Origin of the sequence: Pseudomonas sp. NIBRBAC000502773, from assembly GCF_006517195.1 — a bacterium.
GTDB lineage: Bacteria > Pseudomonadota > Gammaproteobacteria > Pseudomonadales > Pseudomonadaceae > Aquipseudomonas > Aquipseudomonas marginalis.
The window spans coordinates 5,321,365-5,338,120 of sequence record NZ_CP041189.1; the positions used below are offsets into that span (position 1 = coordinate 5,321,365).

15 protein-coding genes and 4 tRNA genes are annotated in these 16,756 nt (G+C 60.5%); 11 read left to right on the forward strand and 8 right to left on the reverse strand.

The annotated features are described in order from the left end of the window. Positions 1 to 6 precede the first annotated feature (6 nt). Entirely contained in the window at positions 7 to 1,881 is a 1,875-nt protein-coding gene (locus tag NIBR502773_RS24725; protein ID WP_141157179.1) for an MFS transporter, read from the forward strand. A 115-nt stretch (positions 1,882 to 1,996) separates the two neighbouring features. Here NIBR502773_RS24725 and sugE read toward each other — a convergent pair whose 3' ends face one another. The 3 genes from sugE to rdgC all read right to left on the reverse strand — a co-directional run bounded on the left by sugE (position 1,997) and on the right by rdgC (position 4,390). Beyond that, positions 1,997 to 2,311, reverse strand: a complete 315-nt coding sequence (gene sugE / locus NIBR502773_RS24730) for a quaternary ammonium compound efflux SMR transporter SugE (protein ID WP_027607103.1) — start codon at positions 2,309 to 2,311, stop codon at positions 1,997 to 1,999. 107 nt (positions 2,312 to 2,418) lie between these two features. Continuing rightward, positions 2,419 to 3,384, reverse strand: a complete 966-nt coding sequence (locus NIBR502773_RS24735) for a bile acid:sodium symporter family protein (protein WP_027607104.1) — start codon at positions 3,382 to 3,384, stop codon at positions 2,419 to 2,421. 85 nt (positions 3,385 to 3,469) lie between these two features. After that, positions 3,470 to 4,390, reverse strand: a complete 921-nt coding sequence (rdgC, locus tag NIBR502773_RS24740; RefSeq protein WP_065939896.1) for a recombination-associated protein RdgC — start codon at positions 4,388 to 4,390, stop codon at positions 3,470 to 3,472. 159 nt (positions 4,391 to 4,549) lie between these two features. Here rdgC and NIBR502773_RS24745 point away from each other — a divergent pair. The 5 genes from NIBR502773_RS24745 to NIBR502773_RS30665 all read left to right on the forward strand — a co-directional run bounded on the left by NIBR502773_RS24745 (position 4,550) and on the right by NIBR502773_RS30665 (position 5,283). Next, a tRNA-Val gene (locus NIBR502773_RS24745) sits at positions 4,550 to 4,625 on the forward strand. 19 nt (positions 4,626 to 4,644) lie between these two features. Continuing rightward, positions 4,645 to 4,721 (forward strand) — tRNA-Asp (locus tag NIBR502773_RS24750). Positions 4,722 to 4,897: 176 nt separating this feature from the next. Continuing rightward, positions 4,898 to 4,973, forward strand: a tRNA-Val gene (locus NIBR502773_RS24755). A 19-nt stretch (positions 4,974 to 4,992) separates the two neighbouring features. Next, positions 4,993 to 5,069: transfer RNA gene (locus NIBR502773_RS24760), tRNA-Asp, on the forward strand. Between the two features lie 52 nt (positions 5,070 to 5,121). After that, positions 5,122 to 5,283, forward strand: a complete 162-nt coding sequence (locus NIBR502773_RS30665) for a hypothetical protein (protein ID WP_168209011.1) — start codon at positions 5,122 to 5,124, stop codon at positions 5,281 to 5,283. A 124-nt stretch (positions 5,284 to 5,407) separates the two neighbouring features. Here the strand turns inward: NIBR502773_RS30665 and NIBR502773_RS24765 are convergent, their stop codons facing one another. Next, a complete protein-coding gene (locus NIBR502773_RS24765; RefSeq protein WP_092358561.1) occupies positions 5,408 to 6,574 on the reverse strand; it encodes a catalase family protein in 1,167 nt (388 codons plus the stop codon). After that, the gene (locus NIBR502773_RS24770) at positions 6,571 to 8,379 is read right to left on the reverse strand and encodes a di-heme-cytochrome C peroxidase (protein ID WP_141157180.1); all 1,809 of its coding nucleotides are present in this window, start codon (positions 8,377 to 8,379) and stop codon (positions 6,571 to 6,573) included. Before NIBR502773_RS24770 ends, NIBR502773_RS24765 begins: the two co-directional genes overlap by 4 nt. 258 nt (positions 8,380 to 8,637) lie before the next feature. Between NIBR502773_RS24770 and NIBR502773_RS24775 the strand changes: the two genes are divergently transcribed. The 4 genes from NIBR502773_RS24775 to NIBR502773_RS24790 all read left to right on the forward strand — a co-directional run bounded on the left by NIBR502773_RS24775 (position 8,638) and on the right by NIBR502773_RS24790 (position 10,940). Further along, the gene (locus tag NIBR502773_RS24775; RefSeq protein ID WP_012723274.1) at positions 8,638 to 9,369 is read left to right on the forward strand and encodes an FKBP-type peptidyl-prolyl cis-trans isomerase; all 732 of its coding nucleotides are present in this window, start codon (positions 8,638 to 8,640) and stop codon (positions 9,367 to 9,369) included. Between the two features lie 312 nt (positions 9,370 to 9,681). Beyond that, positions 9,682 to 10,140, forward strand: coding sequence for a YkvA family protein (locus tag NIBR502773_RS24780; RefSeq protein ID WP_141157181.1), 459 nt, complete (start codon positions 9,682 to 9,684; stop codon positions 10,138 to 10,140). 93 nt (positions 10,141 to 10,233) lie between these two features. After that, positions 10,234 to 10,572, forward strand: coding sequence for a helix-turn-helix transcriptional regulator (locus NIBR502773_RS24785; RefSeq protein WP_065939991.1), 339 nt, complete (start codon positions 10,234 to 10,236; stop codon positions 10,570 to 10,572). Next, the gene (locus NIBR502773_RS24790; RefSeq protein ID WP_003172941.1) at positions 10,569 to 10,940 is read left to right on the forward strand and encodes a hypothetical protein; all 372 of its coding nucleotides are present in this window, start codon (positions 10,569 to 10,571) and stop codon (positions 10,938 to 10,940) included. Before NIBR502773_RS24785 ends, NIBR502773_RS24790 begins: the two co-directional genes overlap by 4 nt. Here NIBR502773_RS24790 and NIBR502773_RS24795 read toward each other — a convergent pair. Both NIBR502773_RS24795 and NIBR502773_RS24800 read right to left on the reverse strand, forming a co-directional pair. Then, positions 10,937 to 12,706, reverse strand: coding sequence for a bifunctional diguanylate cyclase/phosphodiesterase (locus NIBR502773_RS24795; protein ID WP_141157182.1), 1,770 nt, complete (start codon positions 12,704 to 12,706; stop codon positions 10,937 to 10,939). The genes NIBR502773_RS24790 and NIBR502773_RS24795 overlap by 4 nt on opposite strands. 118 nt (positions 12,707 to 12,824) lie before the next feature. Further along, positions 12,825 to 14,906, reverse strand: a complete 2,082-nt coding sequence (locus tag NIBR502773_RS24800; protein ID WP_373682355.1) for a carboxy terminal-processing peptidase — start codon at positions 14,904 to 14,906, stop codon at positions 12,825 to 12,827. Between the two features lie 138 nt (positions 14,907 to 15,044). Here NIBR502773_RS24800 and NIBR502773_RS24805 point away from each other — a divergent pair, with 138 nt between their 5' ends. Beyond that, entirely contained in the window at positions 15,045 to 16,007 is a 963-nt protein-coding gene (locus NIBR502773_RS24805; protein ID WP_141157184.1) for a zinc-binding dehydrogenase, read from the forward strand. A 78-nt stretch (positions 16,008 to 16,085) separates the two neighbouring features. Here the strand turns inward: NIBR502773_RS24805 and NIBR502773_RS24810 are convergent, their stop codons facing one another. Continuing rightward, on the reverse strand, positions 16,086 to 16,739 hold the full coding sequence (locus tag NIBR502773_RS24810; RefSeq protein WP_141157185.1) for an HAD family phosphatase: 654 nt from the start codon (positions 16,737 to 16,739) through the stop codon (positions 16,086 to 16,088). Between the last annotated feature and the right edge of the window lie 17 nt (positions 16,740 to 16,756).

Consider the following 16,756-nt stretch of genomic DNA (forward strand, 5'->3'; position numbering starts at 1 on the left):
CGGACGATGAGCCACCCCTCACAATTCACCTTGCTGCGCACACGGCGCTTCCTGCCGTTTTTCATCACCCAGTTGCTGGGCGCTTTCAACGACAACATCTTCAAGCAATCGCTGATCCTGGCGATTCTCTACAAGCTCACCATCGACGGTGACCGCAGCATTTGGGTCAACCTGTGCGCCTTGCTGTTTATCCTGCCGTTCTTCCTGTTTTCGGCGCTGGCCGGGCAGTTTGGCGAAAAATTCAACAAGGATGCGTTGATCCGTGCGATCAAGATCGGCGAGATCGTGATCATGGCCGTCGGTGCCACAGGCTTCCTGTTCAACCATTTGGAATTGATGCTGCTGGCGTTGTTTGCCATGGGTACCCACTCGGCGCTGTTCGGTCCGGTGAAGTACTCGATCATGCCCCAGGCCCTGCACGAAGATGAGCTGGTAGGTGGCAACGGCCTGGTGGAGATGGGGACGTTCCTGGCCATCCTGGCCGGCACCATTGGCGCCGGGATCATGATGTCGTCCACCCATTACGCGCCGATCGTGGCGGTGGCGATTGTCGGCGTGGCGGTGCTGGGTTACCTGGCCAGCCGCAGCATTCCACGGGCGGCGGCATCCACGCCGCAACTGCGCCTGGACTGGAATATCTTCACCCAGTCCTGGGCCACGCTGCGCATGGGCCTGGGGCAGACGCCGGCGGTGTCGCGCTCGATTGTCGGTAACTCATGGTTCTGGTTTGTCGGCGCGATCTACCTGACGCAGATCCCGGCCTACGCCAAGGAATGGTTGTACGGCGATGAAACCGTGGTCACCCTGATCCTCACGGTGTTCTCGGTGGGCATCGCCCTGGGCTCGATGCTCTGCGAAAAACTCTCCGGGCGTAAGGTGGAAATCGGCCTGGTGCCGTTTGGCTCGTTCGGCCTGACGGTGTTCGGCCTGCTGCTCTGGTGGCATTCCGGCGGTTTCCCGCAGAACGTCCAGGCCAACGATTGGCTCGCGGTGCTCAGCTACGGCCAGGCCTGGTGGGTGTTGTTCGATATCCTTGGCCTGGGTGTGTTCGGCGGCTTCTATATCGTGCCGCTGTACGCGCTGATCCAGTCGCGTACCGCCGAGAACGAGCGGGCGCGGGTGATCGCCGCCAACAACATTCTCAATGCGCTGTTCATGGTGGTCTCGGCGATCGTGTCGATCCTGCTGCTGAGCGTGGCCAAGCTGTCGATCCCGGAGTTGTTCCTGGTGGTGTCGCTGCTCAACATCGCGGTCAACGCCTACATCTTCAAGATCGTCCCCGAGTTCACCATGCGCTTCATGATCTGGCTGCTCAGCCACTCCATGTACCGCGTTGAGCATCGCAACCTTGACGCTATCCCGGATGAAGGCGCTGCGTTGCTGGTGTGCAATCACGTGTCGTTTGTCGATGCGCTGTTGATTGGTGGCGCGGTGCGTCGGCCGATTCGCTTTGTCATGTACTACAAGATCTACCGTTTGCCGGTGCTGAACTTTATCTTCCGCACCGCCGGGGCGATTCCGATTGCCGGGCGTAACGAAGACATCCAGATCTACGAAAAGGCCTTCACGCGCATTGCCCAGTACCTGAAGGACGGGGAGTTGGTGTGTATCTTCCCGGAAGGCAAATTGACAGCGGATGGCGAGATGAATGAGTTTCGTGGTGGGGTGACGCGCATCTTGGAAGAGACACCGGTGCCGGTGATTCCGATGGCGTTGCAGGGGCTGTGGGGGAGTTTCTTCAGCCGCGATCCGAATAAGGGCTTCTTTCATCGGATCTGGTCGCGGGTGGTGTTGGTGGCGGGTGAGCCTGTTGCCGTGGAGGCGGCTACGCCTGCGCAGTTGCAGGCGGTGGTGGGTGTTTTGCGGGGGAGTGTCAGGTAGTTCTGTGCTGGATGTTCCGGACTCATCGGGGGCAAGTCGAATCGTCGCACCGCCCCTCCCACACTAGACCTCGGTCAAATGTGGGAGGGGGCTTGCCCACGATGGCGGTAGCGGCCTAAGCGCTGATCTTAAGCCCAACAAGCCCGCAAATGATCAACGCCACACTGGCTAAGCGAAACAACGCCATGGACTCCCCGAACAGGACAATCCCGGCAATCACGGTGCCCACCGCGCCCACGCCGGTCCAGATGGCGTAGGCGGTGCCCAGAGGCAGTTCCTTCATGGCCAGCCCCAGCAGGCCGAGGCTGATGGCCATGGCGGCAATCGTCAGGGCCGTGGGCAGTGGCTTGCTGAAACCGTCGGTGTACTTCAGGCCGACGGCCCAGCCGACTTCGAACAGACCGGCAAAAAACAGAATGATCCAGGACATGATGACCTCGCTTCCATAGGCGGGGTCGTCCCCGGATTGTGCGCCTCGACAGCGTCGCGAGGTCGTCCCCGCGAAGCTCGGTAGAGTGCCGAAAATTGATCATGCGATCAAGTTTGCGGCGTGTTCTCCAGTACGCGGCGGTCTTCCTTCTCGCTCATGCGGCGGAAATACGTCGACAGCAATGCCCCGGAAATATTGTGCCAGACACTGAACAACGCACTGGGCACTGCCGCCAACGGCGAAAAGTGCGCACTGGCCAAGGCGGCGCCCAGCCCTGAGTTCTGCATGCCCACTTCCAGTGCCAACGACTTGCGTTGGGCCAATGGTAGTTTGAACACACGGCCGGTGAAGTAGCCCAGCAGGTAGCCGAAGCTGTTGTGCAGCATCACCACGGCCATGATCAGCAGGCCCGATTCGGCGATTTTCGCCTGGCTGGCCGCCACTACCGCGGCGACGATGATCACAATGCTGACCACCGACACCAGGGGCAGCACATCCACCGCATGGCGGACCCGCTCGCCGAGTACGCGTTGCGCGACCACGCCGAGCACGATCGGCAGCAGCACCACTTGCAGGATCGACCAGAACAACTCCATGAACGACACCGGCAACCAGGCCGAGGCCAGCAGCCAGATCAGCGCCGGGGTGAGCAGCGGGGCGAGGAGGGTGGTGACGGCAGCGATGGCCACCGACAGCGCCAGGTCGCCACGGGCCAGCCAGGTCATCACGTTGGACGAGGTGCCGCTTGGGCAGCAACCAACCAGGATCACGCCGACGGCAATTTCCGGCGGCAGGTGAAAGGCCTGGCACAGCAGCCAGGCCACCCCCGGCATGATCACGAAATGTGCGACTACACCCAGGGCCACGCGCCACGGGTGGCGAGCGACTTCGGCGAAGTCTTCAAGTTTGAGGGTCAGCCCCATGCCGAACATCACCAGGCCCAGCAGCGGGACGATGGCACTTTTCAGGCCGATGAACCAGCTGGGTTCGAGGAAAGCCACGACGGCGAAGATCAACACCCAGTAGGCGAAGGTATTGCCGACGAAGCGGCTCAAGGCGGCGAGTGCGCGCATGGGGTGTCCTTGTTGTTAGATGCTTGAAGTGCAACTGCGATCAACTGTGGGAGGGGGCCCTCCCACAATTTGATCTTCACACGGCTTAGATGCCTTGCGGGGTTTCTTCGCCGCCAAGGGCTTCGATCAGCGCCGGCAGGAAGTCACCGAAGGTCAGCATCATCAGCGTGAAGCTGGCGTCCAGTTGACCCAGGGCCTCTTCACCACCGTCCTGTTCCGCCTGGTCTTGCAGCAGGTCTTCGAACTTCAGGCGCTTGACGGTCATCTTGTCGTCGAGCATGAAGGACAGCTTGTCCTGCCAGGCCAGGGACAGCTGGGTCACGACCTTGCCGGTGGTCAGGTGCAACTGGATTTCTTCGCCGGTCAGGTCCTGGCGCTTGCAACGCACAATGCCGCCGTCTTCGTGGGTGTCGCGCAGTTCGCACTCATCGAGGACGAAGAAGTCAGCGGCCGGTTTCTGGGTGGTGACCCAGTCGGTCATGATGGCCGTGGGCGCGGTCTTCACGGTGAGTGGGCGAACCGGCAGGGTGCCGATCACTTCCCGCAGGGTGGAGAGCAGGTCTTCGGCGCGTTTCGGGCTGGCCGAGTTCACCAGGATCAGGCCCTGTTTCGGCGCGATGGCGGCAAAGGTCGACGAACGACGAATAAAGGCGCGGGGCAGGAAGGCCTGGATGATTTCATCCTTGATCTGGTCGCGTTCCTTTTTATAGACCTTGCGCATTTGCTCGGCTTCGATCTCTTCGACTTTCTCTTTCAGTGCGTCACGCACCACGCTGCCCGGCAGGATGCGTTCTTCCTTGCGGGCGGCGATCAGCAGGAAGTCACCGCTGACGTGAACCAGGGGAGCGTCCTCGCCCTTACCGAAAGGCGCGACGAAACCGTAGGTGGTCAACTCCTGGCTGGCACAAGGGCGCGCCAGTTTGGTGGCCATGGCCGCTTCCAACGCCTCGGCATCAACAGGCAGATCTTGGGTCAGGCGATAGATAAGCAGGTTCTTGAACCACATGGGGTGAGTCTCTCCTTTATACAAAGGGGGGCATTATTCTCTTGATAGCGCCCCAGGCCAACCCTGCCTAAGCCATTGGAAGGCCTCAAAAAAAAGATTTAAGAAAGTGCTTGCCAGACATAAGGTCGCTCCGTAGAATGCGCGCCACACCGAGACGAAGGGTGATTAGCTCAGCTGGGAGAGCATCTGCCTTACAAGCAGAGGGTCGGCGGTTCGATCCCGTCATCACCCACCATTCGCTTCATGTGTTACGCGCAGCGGTAGTTCAGTCGGTTAGAATACCGGCCTGTCACGCCGGGGGTCGCGGGTTCGAGTCCCGTCCGCTGCGCCATATTCGGTAACCTGGAACACTGAACGCCAGGTCACCACAGAAAGCCCGCTTAATCGCGGGCTTTTTGCTGTCCGGGATATGGCAAAAAATCGTGCGCTAAACTTTTTTTGAATAAATTGCATTTAAATCAAGACATTACGATTTTTTGGTGTATGATGCGCCCACACCGAAACGAAGGGTGATTAGCTCAGCTGGGAGAGCATCTGCCTTACAAGCAGAGGGTCGGCGGTTCGATCCCGTCATCACCCACCATTCGCTTCACGTGTTACGCGCAGCGGTAGTTCAGTCGGTTAGAATACCGGCCTGTCACGCCGGGGGTCGCGGGTTCGAGTCCCGTCCGCTGCGCCATATTCGGTAGCCTGGAACGCTGAACGCCAGGTCACCACGGAAAGCCCGCTCAATGAGCGGGCTTTTTTTTGTCTGCGATTTGACCTTTCTGCGCCTTGCCGTCGCCCTGACGCTACCTGATCTTTTTCTTGCGTGGCTGGCGCGTGGCCAAGTGCTCGAAGCAAAAAGACGCAGTGCCGAACACGGCGATTATGGTCAGGACGATCATGCCTAGGGTTGAGCTTTCCACGATGGGCTTCCTACGTGATGGAGTAGGCGTCCACGGTAGAGTTGCGGCGAAAGCGCCTCAATAGACCCGACGCAATCCTTACGACGCCGGGGCCATTGTTACGCACTCTTTACGGGGCGTTGCGGCTGTGACGGTAATCGCTGACCGCTTCATACACCGCCTTGCGCAAGCGATTGATACCACCGATGGGCCGATGCTCGGCTACGCCAAACCATGGGTTGAACGACTGGTTGTCGCACGCCAGGTTCTGCTCGGGCGTATCGAAATCCTGGGCCGGGATCCGCACCTTGGCCACGCTCTCGTAGGGCGCATCGCTCTCCTTCCACTCGATGCTGGTGTCTTCGATCGGCATGAATTTCTGCGGGTTCTGCCGCTGGATCTGCAACACGAAACATGCCGGCACGCGGTCGGTGGACAGCTGCTGGCTCAAGGCGCTGCGCAGGAAGTTCGGCAGGTCCTGGTTCTGCTTGGGCAGGGCATATTCAGGGCAGCTCTGTGGGTCGGGCGCCACACGGAACTTGGCATTGGCCGCGCCGAACTTGTAGGGCGATACCGAAAAATAGGTGGTCTGCGTCGGGCTGGCCGGAGCGGGTGCCAGGGTTGCCAGGGCGATAAACAGGTGACGCACCTGCCAGCTGCGCGGGTCGGCCTTGGGGAAGAACGCCAGGACTTTCTTGCCATCCGCCTGGGCGCCGATGTTCTGCGCGTACTCCGCCACATCGCTGACAAAGAAATTCGGGTGGCTGAACATCACGAAGTCCTGTTCCGTGCGGGCCTGCTGGTCGGCGAGCAATTGTTTGCCCGGCACGTCCAGCAGCTTGAGCGCCATGCCCCGGGCATCGCGGATGCTGTCGAACTGCGGGTAGGCGTTGCCGTTGGACAACCGCATCATGGCCTGCCAGGTCTTGCCTGGTTCGGCAAATACGCCCTGGCGCAACGCCGGGTCAAGATCGGCCAGCACACTGACTTCGGCTTTCACGCAACCATGGGCCTTGGCGTGGGCATCGCGCAGGTAGCGGGTGCCTTCGCGGTGCTGGTCAACGATGCGCACGGCGGTCTGGATAATGCCCTGGGTCATTGCCGCTTCACCTGCAGGGATCTGCTCGTCCGGCGACACCGGGCCACTGTGCTGCCAGGCAAACCACGCCGTGCTCGCCAGCCAGCCGAGCAGGCCCAGGCCCACCAGCCACAGCAGGGTCTTGCCGAGAAACCGGCCAAGGCGCAGCCACAGGCGGGCGAGCAGGGAAGGTTGGTCGTATCGAGATCGGATCATCATGGCAGTTGTTGCTCCAACGGGCCGCCCAGCACTTTGAGGTATTCCAGCAGTGCCCAGCGTTCCTGCGGCAGCAAGCTGCGGCCGATAACGCCATTGCCACGCTTGCCGGCACGGAATTCGTGGCCGCTGTTGTGGTTGCCGGTGAGTTTGGTATCGAACAGGAAGGCATTCTTGAACGCTGCGGTCTCAAAGCCCAGGTGACGCGGGTCGTAGTTGAAGGTGCCTTTATAGAAGGTGGTGCTGCGCTCGTCCTGGGGCGAGAGCAACTGGTAGATCGTCGGCACCGAGCCGTTGTGCAGGAACGGCGGGGTCGCCCATACACCGGCCAGCGGGCGGGCCTTGTAGGCACGCAACTCGCGCACGCCAATGGGCAGGCCGTAGCCATCCAGGCGCGGGCGCTCGGCCGCGGTGACGCCGGCGGCGCGGTAGGCGTGGTCTTCGACGAAGGCGGTGACGTAGGCCAGGCCCTTGGCCACGGACATTTTCTTCAGGTCCAACGGCTCGGTGGGGGTGGGGTGCAGTTCGACATTGAGCTTGGCCAGTTCCGCCGGGTCCCACTGCAGGGCGCTGAGGTCATAGCGCTGGTCGGCAATGTTGCTGGCGGTGCCGGGGTCGGTGCCGATGTACTCCACCGGCAGCATTTTCAGTTGCTGCACCGGGCGGCCATTTTCCTCGGTGACGGCCGGCACATGGCAGCCGGCGCAGTTCTCGGCGAACAGCGCGCGGCCCTGGGCGGCGAGGGGCTTGTCGACGGGACCGAACAAATCCTCGGGCCAGGTCGGTGGTTTTAGGCGTTGCAGGGTTTCTTCGATCCGGTTGAGGTCACGCACCCTGACGCTCGACGGGTAGCGCGCATCGCCCTGAAGCGGTTGGCCGGCGGCGTCGAAAAAGCTCAATGTCGCGCCTACACCGAGGGCTTCACCGATATTACGCGCCATGGGTTGCTGGGCCGAGCCGTTCCATTGCACCCAGTCGAAGGTCCAGATGTCCCATAGCTGCGGGTAGTCCACCGGCGCATTGGCGACGCGGTAGTTGTCTGGCGAAATGGCATCGCCAAAGCTGGCATTGGCGATTCGGCCAAAGGCGTCGGTGCGGCCCGGGCCTTCTTCGGTGGGGTAGAGGCCGCGGTGGGTGTCGTTCCAGGCGACCTTGAGGAACTGGTTCAGCGACTGTTTGAAGTCCTCGCGCAACTGGCTGTGCTCGGCATCGTAGCGATCCCCCAGCACCTGGCGGGCAAACCGCTCGAATTTCCAGGGGTTGTAGTAGGTGGCGGCGAGGCTGGCGACTAGGGCCTGGCCGAAACTGCCACCGCGCAAGGTGGGTACGCTGGAGGGCAGTACGTGTTGGGCCGAGCCGCCGTCGATACGCAGGGCCTGGCCCTTGAAGTGCAATTCGCCGGTATGGCAGGCGGCACAGGTAATATCCAGGTATTCGACGTTACTGTCGGCGTTCTTGTGCCGGGCGAACCCCACGGGCAGGTTGCCGGGGTTTTGCGTAGTGGGTACCTGCTTGGGGTCCACCAGGAAACCGAAGCGCGCCAGGTACTCCGGCGTGGCAAAACGCCGCTCGGAGAACGGCAGTTCCAGGGCGGTGAACCAGTTGTAGTGCAGGCCTTTTACTTGGGTGCCCTGGGGCGTGAAGTAATAGGTCTGGCGGTCGGCGGCGCTCCATTGGTCCTGGTAGTGCACCTGTTCCACCGGCATGTAGTCGGGCAGCCTGGGGTTGACGGTGTAGTACAGCACCACGGCCAGGATCAGGCCCAGCGCGATGAGTATCAGCAGTAAAACACGGGAAAAAATGCGCAAGATGGCTATCCTTGTCTCGGCCTTGTCGAGTGGTCGCGTTGTTATGCCACTACGCCACGGGTGCGGCAAGTGGCCATGAGTCAGATGAGAGGCGGTCCCGCGATCCGTCGCGGGCTCCCATAATGAATGAAAATGCTTTTAAACACGTGAACTTATCGGAAGTTTCCTGCTCACATGCCGGTAGCCATTGGTCGTGGCCGCCTGATAAGCTCGCGACTTTATTCGAATGCCCTTTTGGCGCATGAACAAGGAAATAGCATGAAACAGCATCGGTTGGCGGCGGCGGTGGCCCTGGTTAGCCTGGTACTTGCGGGTTGTGATTCGCAGACCAGCGTAGAGCTGAAAACCCCGGCGCAGAAAGCTTCCTACGGCATCGGCCTGAACATGGGCAAAAGCCTTGCTCAGGAAGGCATGGATGACCTGGATTCCAAAGCGGTAGCCCAGGGCATCGAAGATGCCGTCGGCAAGAAAGAGCAGAAGCTCAAAGACGACGAACTGGTTGAAGCGTTTGCCGCACTGCAGAAGCGTGCTGAAGAACGCATGACCAAAATGAGCGAAGAGTCGGCAGCCGCCGGCAAGAAATTCCTCGAAGACAACGCCAAGAAAGACGGCGTAGTCACCACGGCTTCCGGCCTGCAGTACAAGATCACCAAGAAAGCCGACGGCCCACAGCCTAAGCCGACTGACGTGGTGACTGTTCACTACACCGGCAAGCTCACCAACGGCACCACCTTTGACAGCTCCGTGGATCGCGGCAGCCCGATTGACCTGCCGGTCAGCGGCGTGATTCCTGGTTGGGTCGAAGGCCTGCAACTGATGCACGTTGGCGAGAAGGTCGAGTTGTACATCCCGTCCGACCTGGCCTACGGTGCCCAGAGCCCGAGCCCGGCAATCCCGGCCAACTCGGTGCTGGTATTCGACCTGGAACTGCTGGCCATCAAGGACCCAGCCAAGGCTGAAGCCCCGGCTGCACCTGCCGCCAAGAAGTAATCGGCGCTTGAACACACAACGCCCCGTCTTGACGGGGCGTTGTTGTTTCCGGGGTTTTCAAAATCAGTACCTGTAGACATTCGATCGAACGCCCGTACGCGGTAACAGTCTGATGTAAGACTCGAGTACGGGTATCGGCACATCTGCGCCAAGTCAATGAATTCTTGGGTTTTTTTGATGTGCGCAAAAAACGCCCGATCTGACTGGAAGCCTTGTAGACCGTGGCTTTCAGCCGGTAAAACAGGCTCTGTTCACAAGGTTATCCACAATTTGTGTGGATAACCTTTCTGTTTGATGGAACTGGAGTGACAGATGAAACCACCCTTCAATTTCACCCGTTTCCTGCCCATGGCTGCACGCTTGCTGGGCCGTGGACGTTTGCCGACCCTGCTGTTCGCTGTCGCCGCCAAAGGCTCCAGCCAGGGCAACCGCCTGGGTAAGCTCAAGGATGATCTCAAACTGCTTCAATCCCTGTGCCTGGCCTATTGGCGTGGCGAGTACCGGGCCATCAGCCCAAAGGCGCTGATCTCTGTGGTGGCGGGGTTGATGTATTTCCTCAGTCCGATTGATGCGATCCCGGACTTTATCCCTATGTTCGGCATGCTCGATGACATCGCGGTACTGGCGTGGGTCATGAAGACCCTGGAAGGCGAACTGAGCGCGTTTCGTGCCTGGCGTGACGCGCAGCTCCCGGAAAAACTCGCGGTGGTTGAGCGCTTGCCTGCGACCCCGGCCTTGCTGGCCAAGGAAAACCCGCAAAAAAACGGATGACGTGGCTATCCCCCTGCGACCTTTGTGGCTGTTAGGATTACACTCCTAAGGAAAGAGCTTACTCAGTAAGTGCAGTTATCCTACGGGGCGGTCATGGATATTCAGATAATTTCACGCAATGGCGAACCCGAGTATGCGGTGTTGCCATGGGATCAGTACCAGGCGCTGCTAAAAGCTGCCGGTCAGCAACAGCCTTCACCGACGCCTTCTTCTACTGTCCAAGCCGCGCCTGACCAGGTTTTGCGCCCGCTCGCAGACCTGCGCGGCTTGCGTGAAGCCAAGGGCCTGGCGATTGAAGCGTTGGCCCGCACCGTGGGCATCAGCCCCTCGTATCTAGGATTGATCGAAAGTGGTGAACGTCAGCCGGATGCCGCAATCCGCCGCAGCCTGGCCTGGGAATTGGGCGTTACAGGGTGGAGGGATGAATCTTGAGCCTACGTATCAGTCGTCAACATTGGGATGGGTTACTTAACGAACTGGACCAGGCGCGCCGCCAGCGCCATCTGCTGACATACCGGGCACTGTTGGAGCGCCTGCAATTTCCGACGCCGGCGATGCAAACCCTGGCCGCTGCCCTGGAGCACCTGGCGGCGCTGGACGCTAAGGCCGAGCAACCGTTGCGCAGTTCCCTGGTGATCAGCCAGGGCGCCAGTCGCCTGCCGCGTACCGGGTTCTTTGAATGTGTGGAGCGCCTGGGGCGTTTCAGCGGGCCGTCCGATGGCGTGGCCGCCGCCTCCTGGCATGCCTCGGAAGTGGTGCGGGTATTCGAATACGAATATCCGGAATCCGCCGAGGTTTAAAGCGCCTGGGACAACATGTCCATGCTGTCGATCACATGGATGCTGTAGCCGGTCATATCCTTGGCGTGGTGCTTGGCCTGTGAGGCCAACTCTGCCAACTGGCTGGCATCGAGTTGTCCACAGGCCTGTGGATACAAATGCACCACCCCGATCGACAGTGACAGCAACGCAAACTCCTGGCGTACGCCCTGGCGGTTCAGTGCCACGAAGCAGCCGGCATCGAGGTGCTCGGCGCGGTAGAAGCGCCGGCACTGGGTATGGAAATCGTCCAGCAGCTGGTTGAGCCGCTTGCGCCAATCCTGTGGCCCCAATACCAGCAGAAAATCATCGCCACCGATATGCCCGACAAAGTCGCGGCTGGGGTCGACCCGGTCGTTCAGGCACTGCGCCAGGCACAGCAACACCTCATCCCCACGTCCGTAGCCGTAGATGTCGTTGAACGGCTTGAAGCTGTCGATATCCACGTAGCAGATCACCGATTCCCGCTGTTGCTGCAACAGTCGCGTCAGGCACTGCTGGATCGGTACGTTGCCGGGCAGCAGGGTCAGCGGGTTGGCATAGCGTGCCTGCTGGATTTTCAGTTCGGTGATCAGCTTGAGTACATCGATCACCCGGCCCAGGCCGAGGTAGTCGCCATTGAGGGTGATGATGAAATCTTCTTCGATACGTTGCCGTGCGCGGCTGGTCAGCAGGCGGCTGACCTGTTGCAGCGATTGGCTCAGCTCCACCGCCAGAAAATCCGTACTCATCAGCCGGCTGATGGGCTTGCGTGCAAACAGGTCGGTGGCAAACGGCTTGAGCAGCGCATCCGACAACGAATGCCGGTGCACGATCCCCACCGGGTGGCCGCGTCCATCCAGCACCGCCAGGGAGTTAAGGTTGGCCTGGCGGCGGAATGCCTCCAACACCTGGGCGGTAGCGGTGTCCTGATCGACCGCCGGTTGTTCGTTGAGCAGGGCGCTGAGGTCGCCGGCTTCTTCGCTGAGGGCCACATTGGCCTGGTCGGGCTTGGGCAGCATCTGGCGGGCTTCCTGTGGCGGCTGCTCCTGTGGACGGCAGAGCAGGTAACCCTGGACCAGGTCGACGCCCATCTCGGTCAATACCGCCAGCTCTTCCGGCAATTCGATGCCCTCGGCAATCACCTGGGCCCGTGAGGCCCTGGCGATCTGCAGGATAGAGCCGACAAACTCACGCTTGAGCGCATCCTGATGGATACCGTCGATAAAATGCCGGTCGATCTTCACGTAATCCGGGCGCAGCTCCGACCACAAGCGCAGGCTGGAATAGCCGGCACCCAAGTCATCCAAAGCAATCGAAAAGCCCATGTTGCGGTAATGGTGCAGGGCGGTTTGCAGCAGGTCGAAATCGTCGGTGGGGGTCTGCTCTGTGAGTTCGATCACCACCTGGCTTGGTGGGATGCCGAAGTCGCGCAGCAATTGCAGGGTGCGGCCCGGTTGATGAGCGGTCTCCATCAAGGATTCCGGCGAGACATTCAGGAACAGCTTGCCCGGCAGCTTTTGCTCGCTGAAGCGGCGGCAGGCGCTTTCGCGGCAGGCCATTTCCAGTTCGCTGAGGCGTCCGGCGTGGCGCGCCACCGAGAACAGCGCGATGGGGGAGTGCAGCGGGCTGTTCGACGGGCCGCGGCTGAGGGCTTCGTAGCCAAGGATGCGCCGTTCCGACAGACAGATAATGGGTTGGAACAGGCTGTGCAAACTGCCTTGAGCCAGGATAGAGCCCAATGCACTCAGCTGTTCGGTCATAGTCATGGCGATCTCGATCGAAAAAAAAGGACCGCAGGCGTTACGCCAGCGGTCCTTCATTTCACGACAGAATGATGTCTATATGATGACACTCCAAGGAGCGATCACATTAAATCGCCATCATTTACTGCTTGGCCACCTGTTTGGTGATTTTCAGGTAGTCCAGCAGGATCCGGCCGCTCTCGGCCAGGTAAGCGTCGTCTTCCGGCTTGGTTTTATCCGCTTCGGTCGGCAGCGCATCCTCGTCTTCTTTCTTCAACTCTTTGAGGGGCTCTTCACCCTTGGCCTTGCGGCGGATGTTTTCCAAGGCGAGTTGCTTGTTTTCGATGTCGGAGTGCTGTGCACGACGGTCCACTTCATTGAGGCTGACGGTTTTTTCTTCCATCAACTTCTTGGCCAGGGCCAGCTTGTCGCGGATAAACACAAACTCGGCATCCTTGGCAGAGCGGGTATCGTGGTCAGCCTTCAACTGCGCGAGGAACGGCTTGAACGGGTCCGAGCCCGGCTTGATCGCAGGACGGATGGTGTCCCACGGCATGGCTTCCGGCAGGGCGCTTTCGCCGATTTCCTTGGTGTCGATGATCGACGGGAAATCGATGTCCGGCAGTACGCCCTGATGCTGGGTGCTCTGCCCGGAAACCCGGTAGAACTTGGCCAGCGTCAGCTTGAGCTCGCCATGGTTCAGCGGCTGGATGGTCTGCACGGTGCCTTTGCCGAAGGTCTGGCCGCCGATGATCAACGCGCGGTGGTAGTCCTGCATGGCGCCGGCGAAAATCTCCGACGCCGACGCCGACAGACGGTTGACCAGCAACGCCATCGGGCCTTTGTAGAAGGCACCCGGGTTCTCGTCTTCGAGCACGTCGACACGGCCGTCAGCGTTGCGTACCAACACGGTCGGGCCCTTGTCGATAAACAGGCTGGTCAGCTCGGTGGCTTCCTGCAGGGAACCGCCGCCGTTGTTGCGCAGGTCAATGACCACGCCGTCGACTTTTTCCTTCTGCAGCTCGGTAAGGATTTTCTTCACGTCGCGGGTGGTGGACTTGTAGTCCGGATCGCCGGCACGGAAGGCCTTGAAGTCCAGGTAGAAGGCCGGGATTTCAATCACGCCCAGCTTGTAGTCCTTACCATCCTGCTTGAGGTTGAGGACTTTCTTCTGCACGGCCTGGTCTTCGAGCTTCACCGCTTCACGGGTGATGGACACGATCTTGCTGGTCTGGTCGTTCGGTGCATTGGTGTGCGGAATCACTTCCAGGCGCACCACGCTGCCTTTTGGCCCGCGAATCAGCTTGACCACTTCGTCCAGGCGCCAGCCGACCACATCGACCATCTCTTTGTCGGCCTGGGCCACACCGATGATCTTGTCGGCAGGCGCCACCTGCTTGGTCTTGTCTGCCGGACCGGCCGGCACCAGACGCACGATCTTCACCTGGTCATTGTCGCTTTGCAGGACGGCACCGATGCCTTCCAGGGACAGACTCATGTTGATATCGAAGTTTTCCGCGTTATCTGGCGACAGATAATTGGTGTGCGGATCGTAGGACATCGCGAAGGTGTTGATGTAGGCCTGGAAGATGTCTTCTGCGCGGGTCTGGTCCAGACGCGCCAGCTGATTCTTGTAGCGCTTGGTCAACAGCTCCTGGATAGCCTTGGGCTCTTTGCCGGCGATCTTCAGGCGCAGCACTTCGTCCTTGACGCGTTTGCGCCACAGGTCGTCGAGGGCGGCGGTGCTGGTCAGCCAAGGCGCGTCCTTGCGGTCCACCAGAAGGGTTTCCTTCTGGGTGAAGTCGAGCTTGTCGACACCCTTGTCCAACTCACCCAAGGCGAAGTCCAGACGCGCTTTTACGCGATCCAGGTAGCGCTTGTAGATGGTGAAGCCGGGCTGCAGGTCGCCGCTCTTGAGGAAGTCGTCGAACTGCGTCTTCCACTTGTCGAACTCAGCGATATCGCTGGCCAGGAAGTAGCTGCGCGACGGGTCCAGCAGCTTGAGGTAGCTGTCGTAGATGATCACCGAGCGCGCGTCGTCCAGCGGCGGCTTGCTGTAGTGATGACGCTTGAGCAACTCGACGACGTTAAGGCTGGCAATCACCTCATCGCGGTCCGGCTGAAGGTTGTCCCAGCTGTTGGCTGCGAGCGTATTGGTCGACATCGACGCGAAGCCGATACCAATGAAAAAAGCGAGGGCGGTGCTGGGGAACAGATGCTTCATGCTGATTCGACGCGGGGGCAATTGATAACGCATATTAGGCCGTCTTTGAAGTTGCCGGTTCCATAGGGGCCGGTCGCATAATGCAAAAAGCCCGACGCTACTGCTACGGGCTCAGTCCAGACTCACTATGGAGGCACTGTGAAAGCATTGCAAGGCGTTGAAGGTCATGTGGAGTGGTTGGACGAACCCAGTCCTACATGTGATGTAGGCCAAGTTCGCATTCGCGTGGCGGCTGCGGGCCTTAATCGCGCCGATTTATTGCAGCGTGCGGGGCTCTATCCGCCACCGCCTGGCGCCAGTGCCGTACTGGGCCTGGAGTGTTCCGGGGTGATCAGCGAAGTGGGCCCGGGTTCGTCCTGGCAGGTGGGCGATCGCGTCTGTGCACTGCTGGCCGGTGGCGGCATGGCCGAAGAAGTGGTGGTGGATGCACGTCATGTGCTGCCGGTGCCGGAAGGTCTGTCGCTGATTGAAGCGGCGGCGCTGCCGGAGGTGTACAGCACCGCGTGGCTCAATCTGTTCCAGCTGGCGGGCCTCAAGCCCGGTGAGAAAGTGTTGCTGCACGCCGGCGCCAGTGGCGTGGGCTCGGCGGCCATCCAGCTGTGCAAGGCATTTGGCAGCCCGTGCTGGGTCAGCGTCGGCTCGGCGCAGCGCCTGGCCTACTGTGAAGACCTGGGCGCCCAGGGCGGCGTAGTACGCACTGACGGTATCGAAGGGCTGCGGGATTTCGGGCCATTCGATGTGATCCTCGATCCGGTCGGCGGCAACTACGCCGCGCTGGACCTCAAGCTGCTGGCGCTGGACGGTCGCTGGGTGTTGATTGGCTTGATGGGCGGCCGCGAGGCGCAACTGGACCTGGCCCAGGTGCTGGCTAAGCGTGTGCAACTGCTGGGTTCGACCCTGCGTAGCCGTGACGATCAGTTCAAGGCCGACCTGTTCAGCGAGCTGAGCCAGCATGTATGGCCGTTGTTTGCCGAAGGGCGCCTGAGCCCGCAATTGGCCAGGACGTTCCCGATCAAGGATGCCGAGGCGGCGTTTGCGGAGCTGGCGACTAACCAGATCGCCGGGAAGCTGGTGTTGGTGATTGACGAAAGCCTCACCTGATCCCGGATTGGAATAGGTTCAATGTGGGAGGGGGCTTGCTCCCACATTTGATTGGATTTCAAGTCGGGATAGGCGGTGTCAGACCCAGTGGTGGATTGGCCAGCCGGCCTTCTCGGCATGCTCGCGCAATACCGGATCCGGGTTCACCACCTGCGGGTGATCCACCTTCAACAGCAACGGCAAGTCATTGCGTGAATCCGAATAGAAATACGCGCCGTCCAGCGTCTCACCTTCCTGCTCCAACCATTCCAGCAAACGCGTGATCTTGCCTTCGCGGTAGGTCAGTACACCGACGGTACGGCCGCTGTACACGCCATGACTCACTTCCAGTTCAATCCCCAGCACCTCATCAATGCCGATACGCGCCGCAATCGGTTTCACCAGATGAGTCCCCGAGGCGGAGATCACCAGGATCCGGTCACCATTCGCCCGATGGCGGGCGATGGTCTTGGTGGCGTCGCTGTAGATCAGCGGCTCAATCACGTCTTCGACCCAGGGCTCCACCAAGTGGTCGATTTCCTCCGGCGTGCGGCCGATCATCGGTTCCAGGCTGAAGTCCATGAAGTCTTCCATGGCCAGCTCGCCCCGGCTGTAGGCGTCCATCAGCTCGTTGTTCCTGCCCATGAACGACGCCGGGTCGACCCAGCCCAGGCGCCCCATCTGTTCGCTCCAGAGGGTGGCGCAGTCGCCATGGATCAGGGTGTCGTCCAAATCAAAAATTACCAATGCCATCCGTTACGCTCTCTCAA

Coding starts and splice junctions, on each gene's coding strand:
- NIBR502773_RS24725 (WP_141157179.1), top strand. CDS start 7: ATGAGCCACCCCTCACAATTCACCTTGCTGCGCACACGGCGCTTCCTG.
- rdgC (WP_065939896.1), bottom strand. CDS start 4,390: ATGTGGTTCAAGAACCTGCTTATCTATCGCCTGACCCAAGATCTGCCT.
- NIBR502773_RS24765 (WP_092358561.1), bottom strand. CDS start 6,574: ATGATGATCCGATCTCGATACGACCAACCTTCCCTGCTCGCCCGCCTG.
- NIBR502773_RS30665 (WP_168209011.1), top strand. CDS start 5,122: ATGAGCGGGCTTTTTTTTGTCTGCGATTTGACCTTTCTGCGCCTTGCC.
- NIBR502773_RS24785 (WP_065939991.1), top strand. CDS start 10,234: ATGGATATTCAGATAATTTCACGCAATGGCGAACCCGAGTATGCGGTG.
- NIBR502773_RS24800 (WP_373682355.1), bottom strand. CDS start 14,906: ATGAAGCATCTGTTCCCCAGCACCGCCCTCGCTTTTTTCATTGGTATC.
- NIBR502773_RS24810 (WP_141157185.1), bottom strand. CDS start 16,739: ATGGCATTGGTAATTTTTGATTTGGACGACACCCTGATCCATGGCGAC.
- NIBR502773_RS24775 (WP_012723274.1), top strand. CDS start 8,638: ATGAAACAGCATCGGTTGGCGGCGGCGGTGGCCCTGGTTAGCCTGGTA.
- NIBR502773_RS24735 (WP_027607104.1), bottom strand. CDS start 3,384: ATGCGCGCACTCGCCGCCTTGAGCCGCTTCGTCGGCAATACCTTCGCC.
- NIBR502773_RS24795 (WP_141157182.1), bottom strand. CDS start 12,706: ATGACTATGACCGAACAGCTGAGTGCATTGGGCTCTATCCTGGCTCAA.
- sugE (WP_027607103.1), bottom strand. CDS start 2,311: ATGTCCTGGATCATTCTGTTTTTTGCCGGTCTGTTCGAAGTCGGCTGG.
- NIBR502773_RS24780 (WP_141157181.1), top strand. CDS start 9,682: ATGAAACCACCCTTCAATTTCACCCGTTTCCTGCCCATGGCTGCACGC.